We start from the raw sequence: 15,866 nt of genomic DNA on the forward strand, positions 1-15,866 counted from the left end.
TGCCGTGACCGGTGCCTCCATTCTCGACATCCTCGAGGCCCTCGGGCCGGCCTGGAGCTGGGTGATCGCCGGCCTCGTGCTGGCGGGCGCCGAGATCGCGGCGCCGGGCGTGTTCCTGATCTGGCTCGGCCTGGCGGCGCTCGCAACCGGGCTCGCTGCCGCCCTGATCCCCATGCCCTGGCAGGGCCAAACCCTTCTGTTCGCGGCCCTGGCCGTCGCCCTGGTCGGGATCGCCACGCGCCTGCACCGGCGCAGCGGCCGACCCCGCCGGGCGGCCCTCAACCGCGCCGACCGCGGCCTGATCGGGCGCGTGGGCGTGCTCGACGAACCGATCGTGCACGGCGCGGGCCGCATCCGCTTCGACGACACCCTGTGGCGGATCAAAGGGCCCGACCTGCCGGCAGGCGGCCGGGTGCGGGTGATCGGCCTCTCGGGGACGGTGCTTCGGGTGGAGGCGGCGTAGAGCGTGCCGATGATCAGACGCTGGCGGCTACGGCCGATCGCCGATGGGCAGCCTTGGACCCGGATACGCCGGAGCACGGGCTCTACGCCGCCATCGCAGGCGGACGTTCCCGGCGTCGTTGCTCTCGCGGTTACGCGCTACCCGCGCGGTCCATTGCCCCCCTCTGACGCGTAGGCGTTGATGATCGCAGACAGCAGACCTGGAAAGCGCGCGTCCACCTCCGCCCAACGCGAATGGTTCCGCATCTCCACGCCGTGACGCTCGCTACGGATCAAGCCGGCCTCGCGTAGCACCTTGAAGTGGTTGGACAACGACGATTTCGGGATGACCCGATCGCCCATCGCGGAGACGGCCGCGCAGGCTTCCACGCAGCCTGCGCTCATGATCTTGGCGAAGATCGCCGCACGGCTCGGATCGGACAGGGCGTGCAGGATCGCCTCCGGTTGAACGTCCTCCATCGCGGGGTGAAACAGCGGCCTCATGTTTTCTTCATGTGGGGGCTTGATCCGCGCTCCGTTAGTTCCGAAATCCCGAACTATGGGACTAGACGACCGCTCTGGAGCTGGCCCAGGCCGAAAGGTAGCACACATGTCAAAGCTTGACGGAAAGGTCGCCGTGGTGACCGGCGCATCGAAGGGGATCGGTGCCGCGATTGCCAAGGCCTTGGCGAAGGACGGCGCAGCGGTCGTGGTCAACTACGCTTCGAGCAAGGCGGGAGCGGACGCCGTCGTCGGGGCCATCACCGAGGCCGGTGGCAGGGCCATCGCGGTCCAGGGGGACGTCTCCAAAGCCGCACAGGCGCAGAGATTGATCGAATCGGCGGTGCATCAGTTCGGCCGGCTCGACGTGCTGGTCAACAATTCCGGCATCTACGAATTCGCAGCGATCGAAGAGGTCACCGAGGAGCATTATCGCCGTCTCTTCGATGTCAACGTGCTGGGCGTCTTGCTGGCGACCCAGGCGGCTGCAAAGCATCTCGGCGAAGGCGGGAGCATCATCAACATCTCGTCGGCGATCACCCATGTGCACACGCCGACCGCGGCGGCCTATGCAGGGACCAAGGGAGCCCTGAATGCGATCTCGGGAGTCCTCGCCAACGAGCTGGCTCCACGCAGGATCCGGGTCAATGTGGTCAGCCCAGGCTTCGTGGTGACCGAGGGCACGCATTCGGCCGGCGTCGTCGGCTCGGATATGGAGGCCGGCCTTGTCGCGCAGACGCCGCTCGGCCGTGCCGGCCAACCGGACGACATCGCCGGGGTCGTCGCGTTCCTCGCGTCCGACGATGCCCGCTGGTTGACCGGCGAGGAGATCACCGCCAGCGGTGGTATTCGCTGACAGGCGCCATCTAGGCCTGCGCGCGCTCCCACAACGGAAGCACGCGTAGGGACGAGGCCCGAGATGGCCGCAGTCAGGCCGCGTTCAGCCGATCGATGCTGGCCGCTGAATGCCCGCTCCTTCCCTCTCCGCCCTCGCGCGTCTACCCGAACGCCCCGACCTCGTGCTGGATCATCCCGGAAATCTCCCGCACCTGGTCGAACATCCGGCGGATCGGCTGGAACAGGTTGGTGTGCTCGGCCTCGTAGGTGCCGACATCGCGCGGCCCCGCCGGCTCGCCGAAGTTGAGGCCGAGCGTCGGGTCCGGGGTGATCGGGAAGATCTCGTCCAGCAGCGTCAGGCAGCCGTCGATGTCGAGGCGCAGGAAGCGCTCCAGGAGCTGCTCCCGGGAGATGCCCGCCTGCGGCCGGAAGCCCGGGATGTGCACCGCCAGGAACCAGATCCGGTGGATCAGCGCGAGCCGCAGGGCGTGGAGCAGCGTCAGCCGGGCGGACATGCCCTGCAGGTCCGGGGCGGCCGTGGTCAGCGCGAGCCAGTCGCGGGTCAGCCGGCCGAACAGGCTGCGCAGGGAGGACGCGAGGTCGAGGCGCTCCAGCGCGCCCGCGATCACCACCAGCTCCTCCCGGCGGAAATCCTTCTGCGTGCGCCGCGCCCGCTCCAGCCACACGGCCGGATCGAGGGTGTCGATATAGGCGCGCAGCACGTCGAGGTCGCCCACCGCGGCGGCGTGCTGCACCAGCCGGAAAGCCCGGGAGAAGCGCACCGAGTCCCGGCGCATGTCGCGGAACAGGTCGGGGCCGCGCTGGGCGGCGCGGCCGATCCCGTGGAGCGAGTTCGCCAGGAAGCCGAGCTGGTGCAGGATCGCGTTGTTGGGGATCGCCCGCATCTGGCGTGGATGGGTGATGCGCGCCGGGCCGCCGGTGTCGGTCTGGCGCGCCACCGGACGCGAGCCGGTGCGGTCGATCAGGCTCGGGCCGAAGGTGCCGAGCAGGGCGGCGTAGCCCGGATCTTCGGTGAGCGCCTCCATGTCCTGGCGGGCGGCGGTGAAGAACTCCAGGGCGAAATCGGGCTCCGAATAGATCGGGTCGTCTGCGGCGTCGGCGCCCACGTCGGGGTCGTTCAGGGCGTAGTCTGAGAAGGTGTCGTCCTCCGCGATGTCGAGGGCGTAGACATGCTCGGCGATGCGGGCGACGCTCGCCGCCGCCAGAGCCTCCGTGCCGTAGAGCAGGTAGCCGTCGGTCCCCTGGAAGCTCGATTCGAGCCGGACCTTGAGGCCGGCCTTGCGGGCGCGGTCCCGCGCATCCTCGGGCGCCAGATAGGCGAGGCGGTCGCGCAGTGAGGTCGGGTGGGCGCCGCGCCCGATCGATTCGCCGTGCGTGTCGAAGATCGCGAGTTCCACGTCGGCGAGGCCGTTCTGGACCAGCATCTCGGTGATGCGCAGCCGCAGCCGCTCGATCCAGAAGGTCGCGGCCAGCTGGCCGACATAGCGGCCGGAATCCGAGTAGCCGAATTGTACGGTGAGCCGTCCGATGCGCTTGAGGTACTGGCGCCAGTGCGGATTGCGCAGGGCGTCGTCCAGCACCCGGATGCCCTGCTCCAGCGCGCTCGCGGTCTCGAACAGCGGCGTGATCTCGAGCTTGTCGGCGATGCCGTAGTGGCGCGCCAGCCAGAGGGCGGCGAGCAGGGTGTAGCCGGTCTCGGTCTCGGCGATCAGGAAGCGCACCGGATGGGTGCCGTCCACGTGCTTGAGGATCTGGGCGATCGTCATCATCAGGCGGGCCGCCGAGGCCCGCTCGGCGGCGAGCGCCCCGAAATCCACCGCGACCGGACGGACGTCGTTCAACAGCGCGTGCACCGTCGCGAGATGCGAGCGGCGCTGCGCCGCATCGGTCGGCTCGCCCTCCCGGTCGACAACCCGGCGAACCGCGTTGTGGATCTGGCTGGCGTTCAGCCGGAAATGCGGCAGGGCGTTCGACAGGCCATGGGTGGCGACCCCCGCGCGCAGGATCGCGAGCGTCCGCTTGTCGGCCTCGTCCTCGGCCGCTTCCAGGGCCGCGGTGAGCCCGGCCACGAGGCCGCCCGCGTCGGTCTGTGCCCGCTCTCGCTCGATGATCAGGGCCAGCGCGAACCGGTGGACCGCTTCGAGGGAGGGCTTGTCGCCGAGGCGAGGGGCGACCGCGAGCTGGCGGTTCACCGCCGCCAGGGCGCCTTCGGCGAGGGCGCGGACCTCCCGGCAGGCCGCGCTGTCGGGCAGCTCGCGCATCACCCGGTCGAACTGCATCCGCTTCGAGATCAGCCGGTAGCGCAGGGTGTCCCACCAGCCGATATCGGTGCGTCCGTCGGTGTCGCAGCCGACCCAGCTGGCGATCGCGAAGGGGCGGGGCGTCAGCTCGGTCCAGCGCCCGGGCCAGCGGGCGCGGGCAGCGTCGAGCAGCGCGCCGTTGAACGCGTCGAGGGCCAGCCGGCCGTTATTGGCCGCCGCGCAGGCCTGCTCGAACTCGGCATCCAGGGTGATCGGCGCGTCCGGGCGGGTGGACCGCGCGGCCGCGCGCGCGATCAGGCCGGCGCGGGCCGCCGCGTCGGGCAGGCTCGCGGCCTGCGCCAGCAGCGTCGCCACGGCCTTGGGCATGCCGAAGGTCGGATGGGCGGTGAAGACAACCGCGAAGGCGGTGCGGTTGATAAACGACGCGAAGGCCTCGAAGCTCTCGGAATGGTCGGGCACCGAGGCCACGAGGCGGGCGGGGACCGCCGCATCGGGATCGACAGGGTCGGCCTCGAGGCCGACATAGCCCCGCAGCCGGTCCGCCCGCGCCGCCAGGGCGGCCGCGCGCAGCCGCACGAACAGGTTGTCGAGATCGCCCACGGATATCTCGTTCCGGTCGAACCGGCGGGTGATCGCCAGGGTCACGGCCAGGACGGGGTTGCGGAACGGGTCCTCCCGGGCCTGCTGCCGGGCCATCTCGATCAGGCCGAGGAGGTGGCTTTCCAACTCCTCGGGCTCGCGGCTCGGCTCATGCTGCATCGATCGGTCCCGGCTCCGGTCTGTCCGCGTCTACCCGGCCTGTCCGGACACGCAAGGAGTGTTCCGCGCGGGAAGGGGTGACGGCGCCCCCGTGCGCGGCTACAGCTTCGGGCCTTATGGAGCGCCTGCTGATCATCGTGGCCGTGCTGGCCTGCGTCGTGGCCGGGGTCGCCGTCATCGCGATGTCGGCCCGCAGCCGGCGCGAGCCCCTGCGCATGGGCGCGGAACTCGACGCGGAGGACGAGCACCTTCTCATCGGCGCGCTCGGGCCGCTCCGCAGTCCGATCGACCGTACGGCACAGGTGCTCGACCCGCGCATGCTCGACCTTGGCCCGACCGATCCGGTCCCGACCGACCTGGAACCGATCGCAGCGCCCGAGAAGGCGGACCGGATCGAGCCGCCGCGGCGCAGCCTGCCGGGCGCCGCACGATGAGGCCGATTGCCCGCAGCGCAACCCGCCTTCTGCTCACCGCCCTGGCCGTCCAGGCCGGGGCGAGTGCCGGCCGGGCGGCGCCGGTCCAGCAGCCCGCTGTCGCGCCGCCGCCGGTCCAGGGTTCGCCGGTCCAGGGGGGGGCCGCGCAGGCGCCCGCCACGCCGGCGCAGGACGCTACGCCCGCCGCCGAGCCTGCGATCGAGCAGCCCTGCGGTGCCCGTGCTGCGCGCTACGAGAGCGGCAAGGGGTTCAACATCGTGGTCACGCGGGCCGGTCAGGTGCGGACCGAGAATCCGCTTCGGCCATTGACGCCCGAGGTGAACGAGGTTCTGCAGGTGGTGATCGCCGGCAAGGTCGCGACCGCCTACGGGCCCGACTTCATGACCCTTCGGCGCGGGACGGCCCCCGCGACCATCGAGGCGATGCTCGGCGGGCCGATTCGCTGGCAGCCCGCCCTGCCGACGCTCCCAGACCCGATCGCCATCGTCACCGAGGAGGGCGCCATCCTGGCGCAACTCTCCTTCCGCGCCTGCGAGGCGCCGCCCGCCGTCAAGGCCGCGCCGAAGCCCGAGGCCCGGAAGAAGAAGGCCCCGGCCCGGAGCGCAGCGCCCAAGGCCGCAGCCCAGAAGACGCCCCCGGGCTTCTCCATGCCCCAGGGCGCCATCGCCGAGTAGGCGGTACGAGCGCGCTACTTCTGCTTGGCGATGATCTTGTCCTTGATCCCGTCGTAGACGCTCTGCGGGATGATCTTCTTCGAGACCAGCTCGTCCTTGCCGCGATAGGGGCGGCCCTTGACGATCGCGGCGGCGCGGGCCGAGCCGATGCCGGGCAGCGCGTCGAGTTCGGCGGGGCTGGCGCTGTTGAGGTCGATCAGCGCGCCCTTGGCGGCGTTCGGTGGCCCGGCGACCGGGGCGCTCGGCGCCGTCGGCTTGGCGGGGGCCGTCGGAGTCGCGGGGCTCGACATCTGCGGTGTCTGCGCGAGCGCGGGCGCCGCCATCAGGGTCGAGAGCAGGGCGAAAAGGGCGAGGGTCTTTTTGGAGGAAGCCATGGCGGTTCTCCCGAGGGGGCACGGCCCGCACCGCGGTACCGTCATGCCAGATGTGGTCCTGGCGACTTGAACCCGGGCTTAACAGTGGTGTTTCGTCGCCCCCGACACGTGCTTGATCAGTCGGAAACAGCAGAAAGCACCGGGTTGTCGGTGCCGCGTCATGGTCTCGGAAAGCCGGGTTCCACTTTTCCGCAACATGCCCTAGCCACAGGCGGGCGCCGACGCTATAAGCGCGCGCTCATCCGTATCCCGCGGTGTGTGAGGCGATCCTTGGTCGAGGAGACGCCCGCGCGCCGCTTTGCCCGCGGCGTCACGAAGGACTCAGCCATGGCCGTTCCGAAGCGAAAGACTTCCCCCTCCCGTCGCGGCATGCGCCGCTCGGCCGACGCCCTCAAGGCGCCGACCTACGTCGAGGACAAGGATTCGGGTGAGTTGCGCCGGCCGCACCACATAGACCTGAAGACCGGCATGTACCGCGGCCGGCAGGTGCTCAAGGTGAAGTCCGCCGAGGCCTAAGCCTCGTGATCGCGGCGCCTCAGGCGAGGCGCCGCGCGGTTTCGGCGTAGAGAGCCGCGGCGATCCGGGTTCGTTCCTGCCGCGACGGCCGCAAGGTCGGGTCCTGGGCGATCAGCAGCTGCGCGACGAAGCAAGCGCTGGGACGACCCGTACCGAAACGATCCGCCGACGCGGCCATCCGGCGCGCGTCGCTCCTCCCCCCTTCCAGGACGACCAGCGCCCGGACCGGGGGGGGCTCGCCTTCCGAAGAGGCCGGCTCTGGAGCGGCCCGTTCGGTCTGCGCGGGCCTGCCCCATCCCGTGCCGAGACGACCGACTGTCCCGATCCGCGCCATTGCAACATCCTTCGCACGTTTCCGTGTCCGTGTTGCAAACGTGGTGCCGATGTTAACGGTTCGTCAACCTCTCGTAGCTGCGTAGAAAGCCGGGTGTGACCGGTTTTCGGACCGTCACTTCTTGGCAAGCGCCTCCAGGCGCTGCTGCATCTCCAGCATCTGCCGCTTGAGTTCGTCGAGTTCGCCGCCGGCATAGGAGGCGGGCGGCTGCGGCACGGACGGCTGCGTCCCGGCGGCAGGCGGCGCGAAGCCCGTGAACATCTTCATGGCATCACCGAAGAAGTTCATGTTGGTGCGCACCTGCTGCTCGATCGCGTTCTGGAACGCGGCCGGCCCGAAGCTGTGGGCGAACTTCTCGCGCAGCCCGTCCTGATCCTTGGCGAAGTTCGCCATCGAGAATTCCAGGAAGCTCGGCACCATCGTGCGCATGCTGTCGCCGTAGAAGCGGATCAGCTGGCGCAGGAAGGCCACCGGCAGCAGGTTCTCCGCCCCGGCCTTGTTCTCCTGCTCGAAGATGATCTGCGTCAGCACCGACCGGGTGATGTCGTCGCCCGCGCGCGCGTCGTATACGATGAAGTCCTCGCCGTTCTGGACCATCGTTGCGAGGTCCTCCAGCGTCACGTAGGTCGAGGTACCGGTGTGGTAGAGGCGCCGGTTGGCGTATTTCTTGATGACGGTCTGGGTGGCCTTGACGGTATCCGCCATCGGGAACGGCCTTTCTGGACTCGGGACTCGGGGGCGTTGCAGGCACGCGCGACGCGGCCTGGAAGAGATCGTCTTCGCGCCCGCAACACGATCCTTAAAGCCTTCCACGGGCGCAGAAAACAGCAAATTGCGCCTCTTCAACGCAGAATAATGCACCCCGTTCGGGCAGGCTCACGCCTTTTCAGTGCCTTGAGCGATACATCCGAGCGTTTTCGGTCTCCAGTGCCCGTCCTTGACTTCGTCGATCCCAAGCCCTTCATCCCGTGACCGGCTTCAGAGCGCGCCCAGACAGAGGAAGGCGCGCCGGCCCGCGAGAGGAGAACGTTCACATGGCAGGCAGCGAAGAGATCGTCATCGTCGGGGCCGCGCGCACGCCGGTCGGCTCGTTTGGCGGCGCCTTCGGGGCGGTGCCGGCTCATGAACTCGGCGCCATCGCGATCAAGGCCGCCCTCGAGCGTGCCAAGGTGTCGCCCGAGGAGGTGGACGAGGTGATCTTCGGGCAGGTGCTGACGGCGGGCGCCGGCCAGAACCCCGCCCGGCAGGCGGCTATCAAGGCCGGCATCCCCGAGAAGGCCACGGCCTGGGGCCTCAACCAGGTCTGCGGCTCGGGGCTGCGCACGGTGGCCATCGGCATGCAGCAGATCGCCAACGGCGACGCCACGATCATCGTGGCCGGCGGTCAGGAATCGATGTCCCTCTCGCCGCACGCGCAATACCTGCGCGGCGGCCAGAAGATGGGCGACATCAAGCTCGTCGACACGATGATCAAGGATGGGCTCTGGGACGCCTTCAACGGCTACCATATGGGCCAGACCGCCGAGAACGTGGCCCAGGCCTTCCAGCTCACCCGCGAGCAACAGGATCACTTCGCCACCCGTTCGCAGAACAAGGCCGAGGCCGCCCGCAACGAGGGCCGCTTCAAGGACGAGATCGTGCCCGTCACGATCCCCGGAAAGAAGGGCGACACCGTCGTCGACACCGACGAGTACATCCGCGACGGCGCCACCGTGGAGGCGATGGCCAAGCTGAAGCCGGCCTTCGCGAAGGACGGGACGGTCACGGCCGCCAACGCCTCGGGGCTGAACGACGGTGCCGCGGCGCTCGTGCTGATGTCGGCCTCCGAGGCCGAGAAGCGCGGGCTGACGCCGCTCGCCAAGATCAAGTCGTGGGCGACGGCGGGCGTCGACCCGAAGGTGATGGGCACCGGCCCGATCCCGGCCTCCCGCAAGGCCCTGGAGAAGGCCGGCTGGAAGCCCTCCGACCTCGACCTGATCGAGGCGAACGAAGCCTTCGCGGCCCAGGCGCTGGCGGTGAACAAGGACATGGGCTGGGACGACGCGAAGGTGAACGTCAATGGCGGCGCCATCGCCATCGGTCACCCGATCGGCGCCTCGGGCGCCCGCGTCCTGGTCACGCTGCTGCACGAGATGAAGCGCCGCGATGCCAAGAAGGGCCTCGCCACGCTCTGCATCGGCGGCGGCATGGGTGTCGCGATGTGCATCGAGCGGCCCTGATCGTTTTGTAACGTCGGGCCGATCGACAATTTAGACTTAAGGCCGAACTCAGAAAAAATCGCGTGCGGACGCCATCCGCACGCGGCATCACATGATGCGAACAGGAGGAAACACATGGCTCAAGGACGCGTCGCCCTCGTGACGGGCGGCACCCGCGGCATCGGCGCGGCAATTTCGAAGGGACTCAAGGCGAAGGGCTATTGCGTCGCCGCCAACTATGGCGGCAACGACGAGGCGGCCAACGCCTTCAAGGCCGAGACCGGCATCCCGGTCTTCAAATTCGACGTGGGTGATCTCGCGAGCTGCGAGGCCGGCATCAAGGCGGTCGAGGCCGAACTCGGGCCGATCGAGGTGCTGGTCAACAACGCCGGCATCACGCGCGACGGCGCCTTCCACAAGATGACCTTCGACAAGTGGCAGGACGTCGTCCGGACCAACCTCGACTCGATGTTCACCTGCACTCGTCCGCTGATCGAGGGCATGCGCAATCGCGGCTTCGGCCGGATCATCATCATCTCGTCGATCAACGGCCAGAAGGGCCAGGCCGGCCAGACCAATTACTCGGCCGCCAAGGCCGGCGTGATCGGCTTCGCCAAGGCGCTGGCGCAGGAGAGCGCGGCGAAGGGCATCACGGTGAACGTGATCGCGCCGGGCTACATCGCCACCGACATGGTGATGGCGGTCCCGGAGGAGATCCGCAACAAGATCATCTCCACGATCCCGACCGGCCGCCTCGGCAAGGTCGAGGAGATCGCCCACGCCGTCGAGTACCTGGCGAGCGACGAGGCCGGCTTCGTCAACGGCTCGACGCTGACCATCAACGGCGGCCAGCACTTCGTCTGACCGCGTTCGGGCGCGCCCGGCTCGGGCCGGCGCGCCCGCGAGGAATCGCGCCGCGTCGTCCTGCCGGGCAGCGCGGCGCTGCCGTTTCTCGAGCCGCCCCGGCCTCCGCCGCCCACCTGGGTGCCGCACCGTAAGCGCGAGCCCCAGGTTCGGCATCGACGATGGCGTCGCCCGAACGGCGATGGCCGGCGAGCGCCAGGATTTTTGCGCGGCACGCGGTCCTGACCAATTCCCTTCCGCGACACAGTTCCGCCGGGTGCGCACGGGGATGCGAGCATCGTGGGACGTGACGAGCGGAATCCCGCACGCGCTCTGAGGCGCGAATGATTTGAGCTGTCCAGTATAGGTCTCGTTTCGGCGCCGCGTGGATGTTCGCGCCATCAAGAAACCAAGGCCCCAGCACCATAAACAACGCATCCGGCGCGAGCCCCGCAATCGAAGTCCTCGACGCCGGCAGGAACGTGAATGATCAGGGTGCCGCCCGCCGGCAGCGCCGTGGCTTGTCCGCCTTCGCCAAGCTCGGCTTCGCCGCCGCCTGCGCGCTCGGCCTCGCGGCTTGCGTCATGCCCCAGAAGCGGCACGCGATCGACCAGGGGCAATGCAACGAACTCGGGTTCGAGCCCGGGATCGACGGCTTTGCCCGATGCATGATGGACCTGCACCAGCAGCGCGCCGTCGCGCAGTCCATCCGCGGCGCGCAGCACGACCTCGACAGGTCGATGAGCCTCCAGCGCAGCGGCGACCCGTGCTCTCCCGTCTGCGGGGCCGCGTACGAAGGCAGCATGGATCGCCGGACCATGACTTGGTACAGCCCGAACTGCCGCGCCCGCTGCCCCGAGCCTGGGGGAGGCCGACGATGTCGGACACCATCACGCGCGGTCCTCGCAATCCAAGCAGGATCATCTTCATCGCCACCGCGCTGGTCGCCGTCGCGATCGGGATCCTCATGGACGATGCAAGTTCGTTCTTCTCGGCCGTAATCGGCTGCACCGTCCTGTTCTCGCTGGTCGCCGTGTGGGCCGAGGGAGAACCCGGTGCTACGGCGCGCCGACGCAGTCGGCGTAGAAGGTCGTGGTCGCCGGCCAGTCGGAGAAGACGCCGATCACGCCGATCTGGCCGTGCAGCACGTCGAGCAGGCGGAGGATGTCACCGTCGCCGGTCACCACCGGCTTGATCGACTGATAATAATAGCCGCCCCCGTCCTTCAGCGGGCCTGAGCGCTCCAGTGACCACGCGATCAGGTCGAGCCCGGCCGCCTTCGCCTCCCGGGCATAGGTCGAGGGCTCGATGGCGCCGTCCGCTCCCGGACGGACCAGCATCCAGAGCGGCGGCGCCAGGATCCGGACGCCCCTGTCGGCCAGCTCGGCCATTCCGGGCTTCCAGGTCTCAGGCTTTTCCGGGTCGAACCCCTCGGCGGTCTCATCGCGGTCGTCGAGAAGGATCGCCTGACGGCCGAAATCCGGGGCCTTCTCCAGCCAGTACGAGATATCCCGAAGTTGGAAGCTCTGCGGATAGACATCGGAGGCCGGGATGCCGGCTTGCTTGTATTCGTCGATCAGCTGCTGGGCATACATGTCCTGTGTGTAGCTGCCCTCGAACGGCATCGGGACCTGCGGTGCCTTCAGCTCCGGGGTGAACTTGCGCCCCATCCCCTTTACCAGGGCGATGTACTCCTTGTGTGCCATCAGCGTCCCGGTGGTGGCGTAGAGGTCGGTGCGCCAGCGCGGCGTCGCGTTCATGTAGGCGGAGACCGTGGTGGCGTCCGGATCGGCCGCATCCATCTTGCCGTTGAGCGACTTGAACTCGTCCAGCGTCAGGTCGCTGGTGCAGCACTTGGCCGAGGCCTTGCGCCCCGTGGCCCGGTCGGCCGGCTCGAACCCCTGCGTGCATTTCGCCGCGAGTTGCGGCCGGGCCAGGATGTCGGTGGTCGTGTGCAGGTCGCACTGGCTGTGGCGGCACACGAGCTGTCGGTCCTTGGTGAAGGCCACGTCGCACTCGATGATCCCGGCCCCCATGCGATAGGCGGCGAGCAGGCCCTCGCGGGTGTGCTCCGGGAACATCAGGGGCGCCCCCCGGTGCGAGATCGAGAAGGCCCTCGGCGTGTAGGTCCGGTCGATGCCGCAGGCGGCGAGGCGATCCTTCAGGGGACCGGGCTTCAACTGGTCGACGAGATAGAACGGCCGGGGCCCGAGCTGGGCCGTCTCTCCGGCTTGGGCCGGGGCACCCGCCAGCGCCAAAGCCAGCACCATCATGATCGCGCGCATTGAAGGGCCCCGGGGTTCGCGTCGCCGCCAGAGCATGGTGCGGAACGATGGAAACCGGGTTTTTGAAAACACCATGCGATGGCAATGCTCTGGGGCGTGCTGCCGGTACCGTGAAGCAGCGGCACGCTGTGGCGCGTGACGGTGACAGAGGCGTGAACGCGCCTCGCCGACTCGGAGACTGCATGATAGCTGCGCTTCATGAGCCTCTCCGCGCCGTCCTCTGTCCGCACCACGTCGCGCTCGGCCGCCACGCTCGCGGGCTTCGGGGCGATCCTGCTGTGGTCGCTGCTCGCCCTGTTCACCGCGGCGTCCGGGGCGGTGCCGCCGTTCCAGCTCGCCGCGATGACCTTTTTGCTCGGCGGCCTCTGCGGCTGCGCGACCTGGATCGCCCGGCCGGCCCGCGCCCGGGCTCTGCTCCAGCCCTGGCCGGTCTGGCTACTCGGAGTCGGCGGCCTGTTCGGCTACCACGCGCTCTATTTCAGCGCGCTGCGCCTCGCGCCGCCGGCCGAGGCGGGGTTGATCAACTATCTCTGGCCCCTGCTGATCGTCCTGTTCTCCGCCCGGCTCCCGGGATCGGGCGGGTTGCGCGCAGGCCACATCGCGGGGGCGGCACTGGGTCTCGCCGGTGTCGCCGCCCTGTTCGTCGGCCGGGGCGAGCTCGATTTCGCCGCGGGCGCCCTGCCGGGCTACGCGGCCTCCTTCGCGGCGGCCTTCGTGTGGGCCGGCTATTCCGTGCTCTCGGCCCGGGTCGGCCAAGTGCCGACCGACACGGTCGCCGGATTCTGCTTGTTCACGGCGGCGCTGAGCCTCGCCTGCCATCTCGCCTTCGAGTCGACGGTTTGGCCCACCGATTCCGTGCAATGGGGCGCGGTGCTGCTCCTCGGCCTCGGGCCGGTGGGGGCCGCCTTCTATCTCTGGGATATCGGGTGCAAGCGCGGCGACGTCCGCCTTCTCGGCGTCACCGCCTATGCGGCGCCGGTGCTGTCGACGTTGATCCTGGTGGTGACCGGCTATGCCAGCCCGGGCCCGGCGCTCGCGCTCGCCTGCCTGCTGATCGTGGCCGGTGCCCTCACGGCCGTGCGGGCCTCGCGCGCCGCTCCGGCCCAGGCCTAGCCTCGCGGCGTCGGCCTCCAGTCGGGCGGTGCCATCTCGAAACCCGAGAACTCGAAGCCCGGCGACACCGTGCAGCCGACCAGCGTCCAGGCGCCGAGGCTGGTGGCGGTCTGCCAATGGCCGGCCGGCACCACGCATTGCGGGCGCTGCCCGGCAGCGAGGTTCGGCCCGAGATGCTGGGCGGTGGCATCGTGCCCGTTCGGGCTCGTGGTGATCACCAGGGGCGCGCCGGCATGCCAGTGCCAGATCTCGGTGGCGTCGACCCGGTGCCACGCCGAGACCTCGCCGAGATCGAGCAGGAAGTAGATCGCGGTGCCGACCGAGCGACCGTCCACCATGCGGGGATCGCGAAACGTCTCGCGGTAATGGCCGCCCTCCGGATGCGGCTTCAGCCCCAGGGTCGCGATCACCTCGGCCGCCTTCATGGTTCCGCCTCTCCGCACGCCGGCACCGGGGCATCCTGCCCGCGGCTTGCCGGCACTTGGCGCTGATGGTACCGGCCGAAAACCCTCAAGGTCCGAAAAAATGGCGACCCCGATCGTACGCTTCCACCGTGGCGACCTGCCTGCCGATTACGAGGCCGGTCCGGCGGTGGCCATCGACACCGAGACGCTGGGCCTCAACCCGCACCGGGACCGTCTCTGCGTGGTGCAGCTCTCCACCGGCGACGGCACCGCCGACGTGGTCCAGATCCCGCGCGGCGCCCCGGAGCCGGTGGTGCTGAAGCGCGTCCTGGCGGATCCCGGGGTGCTGAAGATCTTCCATTTCGCCCGGTTCGACGTGGCGGTCCTGTACAAGGCCCTCGGGGTGATGCCGGTGCCGGTCTATTGCACCAAGATCGCCTCGAAGCTCGCCCGGACCTACACCGACCGCCACGGCCTCAAGGATGTGGTCCGCGAACTCGTGGGCGTGGACCTGTCCAAGCAGCAGCAATCCTCCGATTGGGGCGCCCAGACCCTGTCCCAGGCGCAGCTCGACTACGCGGCGTCCGACGTGCTCCACCTACACGCGGCCCGGGAGCGGCTCGACGCGATGCTGGCCCGCGAGGGCCGCGCCGATCTAGCCGCGTCCTGCTTCGCCTTCCTGCCGACCCGCGCCCGCCTGGACCTCGACGGCTGGCCCGAGACCGACATCTTCGCGCACACTTGAGCGGACGGTGCGGCCGTACGCGATTCCTGTGCGGAGTGAGACTTTCCGGTCACCGCATCGCGCTACGCGGCTGCTAGGTTTTCCGCGCCGGGGCCTCCGAGTCCCGGCTAGGCCCTCCTCACCGGTCACCCACCCGATCAGGCCGGCGAGGAGGGTCCGTCGAGCGCTCAGGTCAGCGTCCGCAGGCCGGACGGCGTCGTGATCCGGGCCGAGTAGCGGGGGAGGGCACCCCGTACGAGACGCGGCGGGTCGACGAGGCCGAGTCCCACATGGAGCGCGACCACGCCATCCGGATCCGGATGCGTCAGGTCCACCTCCTCAAGGCGGGCACCCAGATCCGGTATCGTTCGGGCGGGATTGCCGCTCGGTCCCCAATCCATCACGCAGGGCGCGGCCCCGTCCGCCGGCCACGCCCCGTCGGATCGCAGGCCGAAGCGCCAGGACAGGGCGCCACGGGTCATCGTGGCAGCCTCGCCGAGCAGGTCGCGCTGGGCGGCGAGCACGCCGTCGAGATCGTCCGTGCGGGCCACGAACCCGCGCAGACGCCGGCCCGCCTCCCAGTCCGCCCGTACCCGTGCCGGGTCGCCGAGGCCGAACCAGCGGGCGCGGGGCGGGACGGGCGCCTCGGGATCCACGGCGATCACCTCCAGGAACACGGCCTCGCCGAGGCGGAGCAGGTGGTTGCGGGTGCCCATCTCGGGATGGCGCCCGCCCTCCGGCATGTCGAGGCCGAGGCAGTCCCGGACATGCGCCACGCCCTCCGCGAGATCGGGCGCGACGACGACGAGGTGGTCGAGGGTCAGCATGCGGGCGGGCTCCAAGGGTCCATTCGAGCTGACGATCTCGGTGAGCCGACGTTCGAAGACGGACGCATCTCCCACACGCTCCTTCATCCTGAGGTGCTGCGCAGCAGCCTCAAAGGAGCCCTCCAGAAGTCTTCCCGTTCCCTGGAGTCCTTCGTCGAGGCCTCCGCTTCGCTGCGGCGCCTCAGGATGAGGGAGCGTGTGGCAGGTCCCGGGGCCAGGCGGACTTGTCCGGGTGTAGGGCGGGGGCTTCCCGATCACCGCCGCGTCCGGCGAAAACGAAAATCCGGTACGGCGGGCGACAAAACGGCCGAAGCCCCGCG

At 69.6% G+C, this 15,866-nt stretch carries 18 protein-coding genes; 9 read left to right on the plus strand and 9 right to left on the minus strand.

Annotated elements, in window-relative coordinates:
- Positions 1–4 precede the first annotated feature (4 nt).
- The gene (locus tag Q8W67_RS01405; RefSeq protein ID WP_305539492.1) at positions 5–463 is read left to right on the plus strand and encodes an NfeD family protein; all 459 of its coding nucleotides are present in this window, start codon (positions 5–7) and stop codon (positions 461–463) included.
- A gap of 137 nt (positions 464–600) precedes the next feature.
- Here the strand turns inward: Q8W67_RS01405 and Q8W67_RS01410 are convergent, their stop codons facing one another.
- On the minus strand, positions 601–945 hold the full coding sequence (locus Q8W67_RS01410) for a helix-turn-helix transcriptional regulator (protein WP_305539496.1): 345 nt from the start codon (positions 943–945) through the stop codon (positions 601–603).
- A 106-nt stretch (positions 946–1,051) separates the two neighbouring features.
- Here Q8W67_RS01410 and Q8W67_RS01415 point away from each other — a divergent pair, with 106 nt between their 5' ends.
- Entirely contained in the window at positions 1,052–1,798 is a 747-nt protein-coding gene (locus tag Q8W67_RS01415) for a glucose 1-dehydrogenase (protein WP_305539499.1), read from the plus strand.
- Between the two features lie 142 nt (positions 1,799–1,940).
- Here Q8W67_RS01415 and Q8W67_RS01420 read toward each other — a convergent pair whose 3' ends face one another.
- Positions 1,941–4,820 carry a phosphoenolpyruvate carboxylase gene (locus Q8W67_RS01420; protein ID WP_305539502.1) on the minus strand — a complete coding sequence of 960 codons (2,880 nt, stop codon included), beginning with the start codon at positions 4,818–4,820 and terminating at the stop codon, positions 1,941–1,943.
- Positions 4,821–4,897: 77 nt separating this feature from the next.
- Between Q8W67_RS01420 and Q8W67_RS01425 the strand changes: the two genes are divergently transcribed.
- Both Q8W67_RS01425 and Q8W67_RS01430 read left to right on the plus strand, forming a co-directional pair.
- The gene (locus tag Q8W67_RS01425) at positions 4,898–5,254 is read left to right on the plus strand and encodes a hypothetical protein (protein WP_305539505.1); all 357 of its coding nucleotides are present in this window, start codon (positions 4,898–4,900) and stop codon (positions 5,252–5,254) included.
- Positions 5,251–5,928 carry a hypothetical protein gene (locus Q8W67_RS01430; RefSeq protein ID WP_305539508.1) on the plus strand — a complete coding sequence of 226 codons (678 nt, stop codon included), beginning with the start codon at positions 5,251–5,253 and terminating at the stop codon, positions 5,926–5,928. The genes Q8W67_RS01425 and Q8W67_RS01430 overlap by 4 nt, the downstream gene beginning before the upstream one ends.
- A 14-nt stretch (positions 5,929–5,942) precedes the next feature.
- Here the strand turns inward: Q8W67_RS01430 and Q8W67_RS01435 are convergent, their stop codons facing one another.
- Positions 5,943–6,302, minus strand: coding sequence for a helix-hairpin-helix domain-containing protein (locus Q8W67_RS01435; protein WP_305539511.1), 360 nt, complete (start codon positions 6,300–6,302; stop codon positions 5,943–5,945).
- A gap of 327 nt (positions 6,303–6,629) precedes the next feature.
- Between Q8W67_RS01435 and rpmF the strand changes: the two genes are divergently transcribed.
- Complete coding sequence (gene rpmF, locus Q8W67_RS01440) at positions 6,630–6,818, plus strand: 50S ribosomal protein L32 (RefSeq protein WP_003601373.1); 189 nt, start codon at positions 6,630–6,632, stop codon at positions 6,816–6,818.
- A gap of 19 nt (positions 6,819–6,837) precedes the next feature.
- On the opposite strand, the gene Q8W67_RS01445 is transcribed toward rpmF, so the two are convergent.
- Together Q8W67_RS01445 and phaR are read right to left on the minus strand one after the other, a co-directional pair.
- On the minus strand, positions 6,838–6,996 hold the full coding sequence (locus tag Q8W67_RS01445; protein ID WP_305539514.1) for a hypothetical protein: 159 nt from the start codon (positions 6,994–6,996) through the stop codon (positions 6,838–6,840).
- A gap of 270 nt (positions 6,997–7,266) precedes the next feature.
- Positions 7,267–7,857: a polyhydroxyalkanoate synthesis repressor PhaR gene (gene phaR / locus Q8W67_RS01450; protein WP_305539517.1), complete on the minus strand. Its 591-nt coding sequence runs from the start codon at positions 7,855–7,857 to the stop codon at positions 7,267–7,269.
- 329 nt (positions 7,858–8,186) lie between these two features.
- Between phaR and Q8W67_RS01455 the strand changes: the two genes are divergently transcribed.
- Positions 8,187–9,371, plus strand: coding sequence for an acetyl-CoA C-acetyltransferase (locus Q8W67_RS01455; RefSeq protein WP_305539520.1), 1,185 nt, complete (start codon positions 8,187–8,189; stop codon positions 9,369–9,371).
- Positions 9,372–9,485: 114 nt separating this feature from the next.
- Positions 9,486–10,214 (plus strand): acetoacetyl-CoA reductase, encoded by a 729-nt coding sequence (gene phbB, locus Q8W67_RS01460; RefSeq protein ID WP_305539522.1) that lies wholly within the window; start codon positions 9,486–9,488, stop codon positions 10,212–10,214.
- Positions 10,215–10,594: 380 nt separating this feature from the next.
- On the opposite strand, the gene Q8W67_RS01465 is transcribed toward phbB, so the two are convergent.
- Positions 10,595–10,918, minus strand: a complete 324-nt coding sequence (locus Q8W67_RS01465; RefSeq protein WP_305539525.1) for a hypothetical protein — start codon at positions 10,916–10,918, stop codon at positions 10,595–10,597.
- A gap of 333 nt (positions 10,919–11,251) precedes the next feature.
- Positions 11,252–12,478: a glycerophosphodiester phosphodiesterase family protein gene (locus Q8W67_RS01470; protein ID WP_305539528.1), complete on the minus strand. Its 1,227-nt coding sequence runs from the start codon at positions 12,476–12,478 to the stop codon at positions 11,252–11,254.
- A 198-nt stretch (positions 12,479–12,676) separates the two neighbouring features.
- Between Q8W67_RS01470 and Q8W67_RS01475 the strand changes: the two genes are divergently transcribed.
- Entirely contained in the window at positions 12,677–13,591 is a 915-nt protein-coding gene (locus tag Q8W67_RS01475) for a DMT family transporter (RefSeq protein WP_305539530.1), read from the plus strand.
- Here Q8W67_RS01475 and Q8W67_RS01480 read toward each other — a convergent pair.
- A complete protein-coding gene (locus Q8W67_RS01480; protein WP_305539533.1) occupies positions 13,588–14,016 on the minus strand; it encodes a cupin domain-containing protein in 429 nt (142 codons plus the stop codon). The genes Q8W67_RS01475 and Q8W67_RS01480 overlap by 4 nt on opposite strands.
- A gap of 100 nt (positions 14,017–14,116) precedes the next feature.
- On the opposite strand from Q8W67_RS01480, the gene Q8W67_RS01485 reads away from it, so the two are divergent.
- Positions 14,117–14,740: a ribonuclease D gene (locus tag Q8W67_RS01485; RefSeq protein WP_305539536.1), complete on the plus strand. Its 624-nt coding sequence runs from the start codon at positions 14,117–14,119 to the stop codon at positions 14,738–14,740.
- Positions 14,741–14,907: 167 nt separating this feature from the next.
- Here Q8W67_RS01485 and Q8W67_RS01490 read toward each other — a convergent pair whose 3' ends face one another.
- Positions 14,908–15,546 carry a VOC family protein gene (locus Q8W67_RS01490; protein ID WP_305539539.1) on the minus strand — a complete coding sequence of 213 codons (639 nt, stop codon included), beginning with the start codon at positions 15,544–15,546 and terminating at the stop codon, positions 14,908–14,910.
- Between the last annotated feature and the right edge of the window lie 320 nt (positions 15,547–15,866).

Source organism: Methylobacterium sp. NEAU K (genome assembly GCF_030700285.1).
Lineage (GTDB): Bacteria > Pseudomonadota > Alphaproteobacteria > Rhizobiales > Beijerinckiaceae > Methylobacterium.

Bases quoted from the DNA above. Each gene is read 5' to 3' on its own strand.
- Q8W67_RS01410 (WP_305539496.1), bottom strand. From the start codon at position 945: ATGAGGCCGCTGTTTCACCCCGCGATGGAGGACGTTCAACCGGAGGCG.
- Q8W67_RS01470 (WP_305539528.1), bottom strand. From the start codon at position 12,478: ATGCGCGCGATCATGATGGTGCTGGCTTTGGCGCTGGCGGGTGCCCCG.
- phbB (WP_305539522.1), top strand. From the start codon at position 9,486: ATGGCTCAAGGACGCGTCGCCCTCGTGACGGGCGGCACCCGCGGCATC.
- Q8W67_RS01420 (WP_305539502.1), bottom strand. From the start codon at position 4,820: ATGCAGCATGAGCCGAGCCGCGAGCCCGAGGAGTTGGAAAGCCACCTC.
- Q8W67_RS01480 (WP_305539533.1), bottom strand. From the start codon at position 14,016: ATGAAGGCGGCCGAGGTGATCGCGACCCTGGGGCTGAAGCCGCATCCG.
- rpmF (WP_003601373.1), top strand. From the start codon at position 6,630: ATGGCCGTTCCGAAGCGAAAGACTTCCCCCTCCCGTCGCGGCATGCGC.
- Q8W67_RS01475 (WP_305539530.1), top strand. From the start codon at position 12,677: ATGAGCCTCTCCGCGCCGTCCTCTGTCCGCACCACGTCGCGCTCGGCC.
- Q8W67_RS01485 (WP_305539536.1), top strand. From the start codon at position 14,117: ATGGCGACCCCGATCGTACGCTTCCACCGTGGCGACCTGCCTGCCGAT.
- Q8W67_RS01455 (WP_305539520.1), top strand. From the start codon at position 8,187: ATGGCAGGCAGCGAAGAGATCGTCATCGTCGGGGCCGCGCGCACGCCG.
- phaR (WP_305539517.1), bottom strand. From the start codon at position 7,857: ATGGCGGATACCGTCAAGGCCACCCAGACCGTCATCAAGAAATACGCC.
- Q8W67_RS01490 (WP_305539539.1), bottom strand. From the start codon at position 15,546: ATGCTGACCCTCGACCACCTCGTCGTCGTCGCGCCCGATCTCGCGGAG.
- Q8W67_RS01415 (WP_305539499.1), top strand. From the start codon at position 1,052: ATGTCAAAGCTTGACGGAAAGGTCGCCGTGGTGACCGGCGCATCGAAG.
- Q8W67_RS01430 (WP_305539508.1), top strand. From the start codon at position 5,251: ATGAGGCCGATTGCCCGCAGCGCAACCCGCCTTCTGCTCACCGCCCTG.
- Q8W67_RS01435 (WP_305539511.1), bottom strand. From the start codon at position 6,302: ATGGCTTCCTCCAAAAAGACCCTCGCCCTTTTCGCCCTGCTCTCGACC.
- Q8W67_RS01445 (WP_305539514.1), bottom strand. From the start codon at position 6,996: ATGGCCGCGTCGGCGGATCGTTTCGGTACGGGTCGTCCCAGCGCTTGC.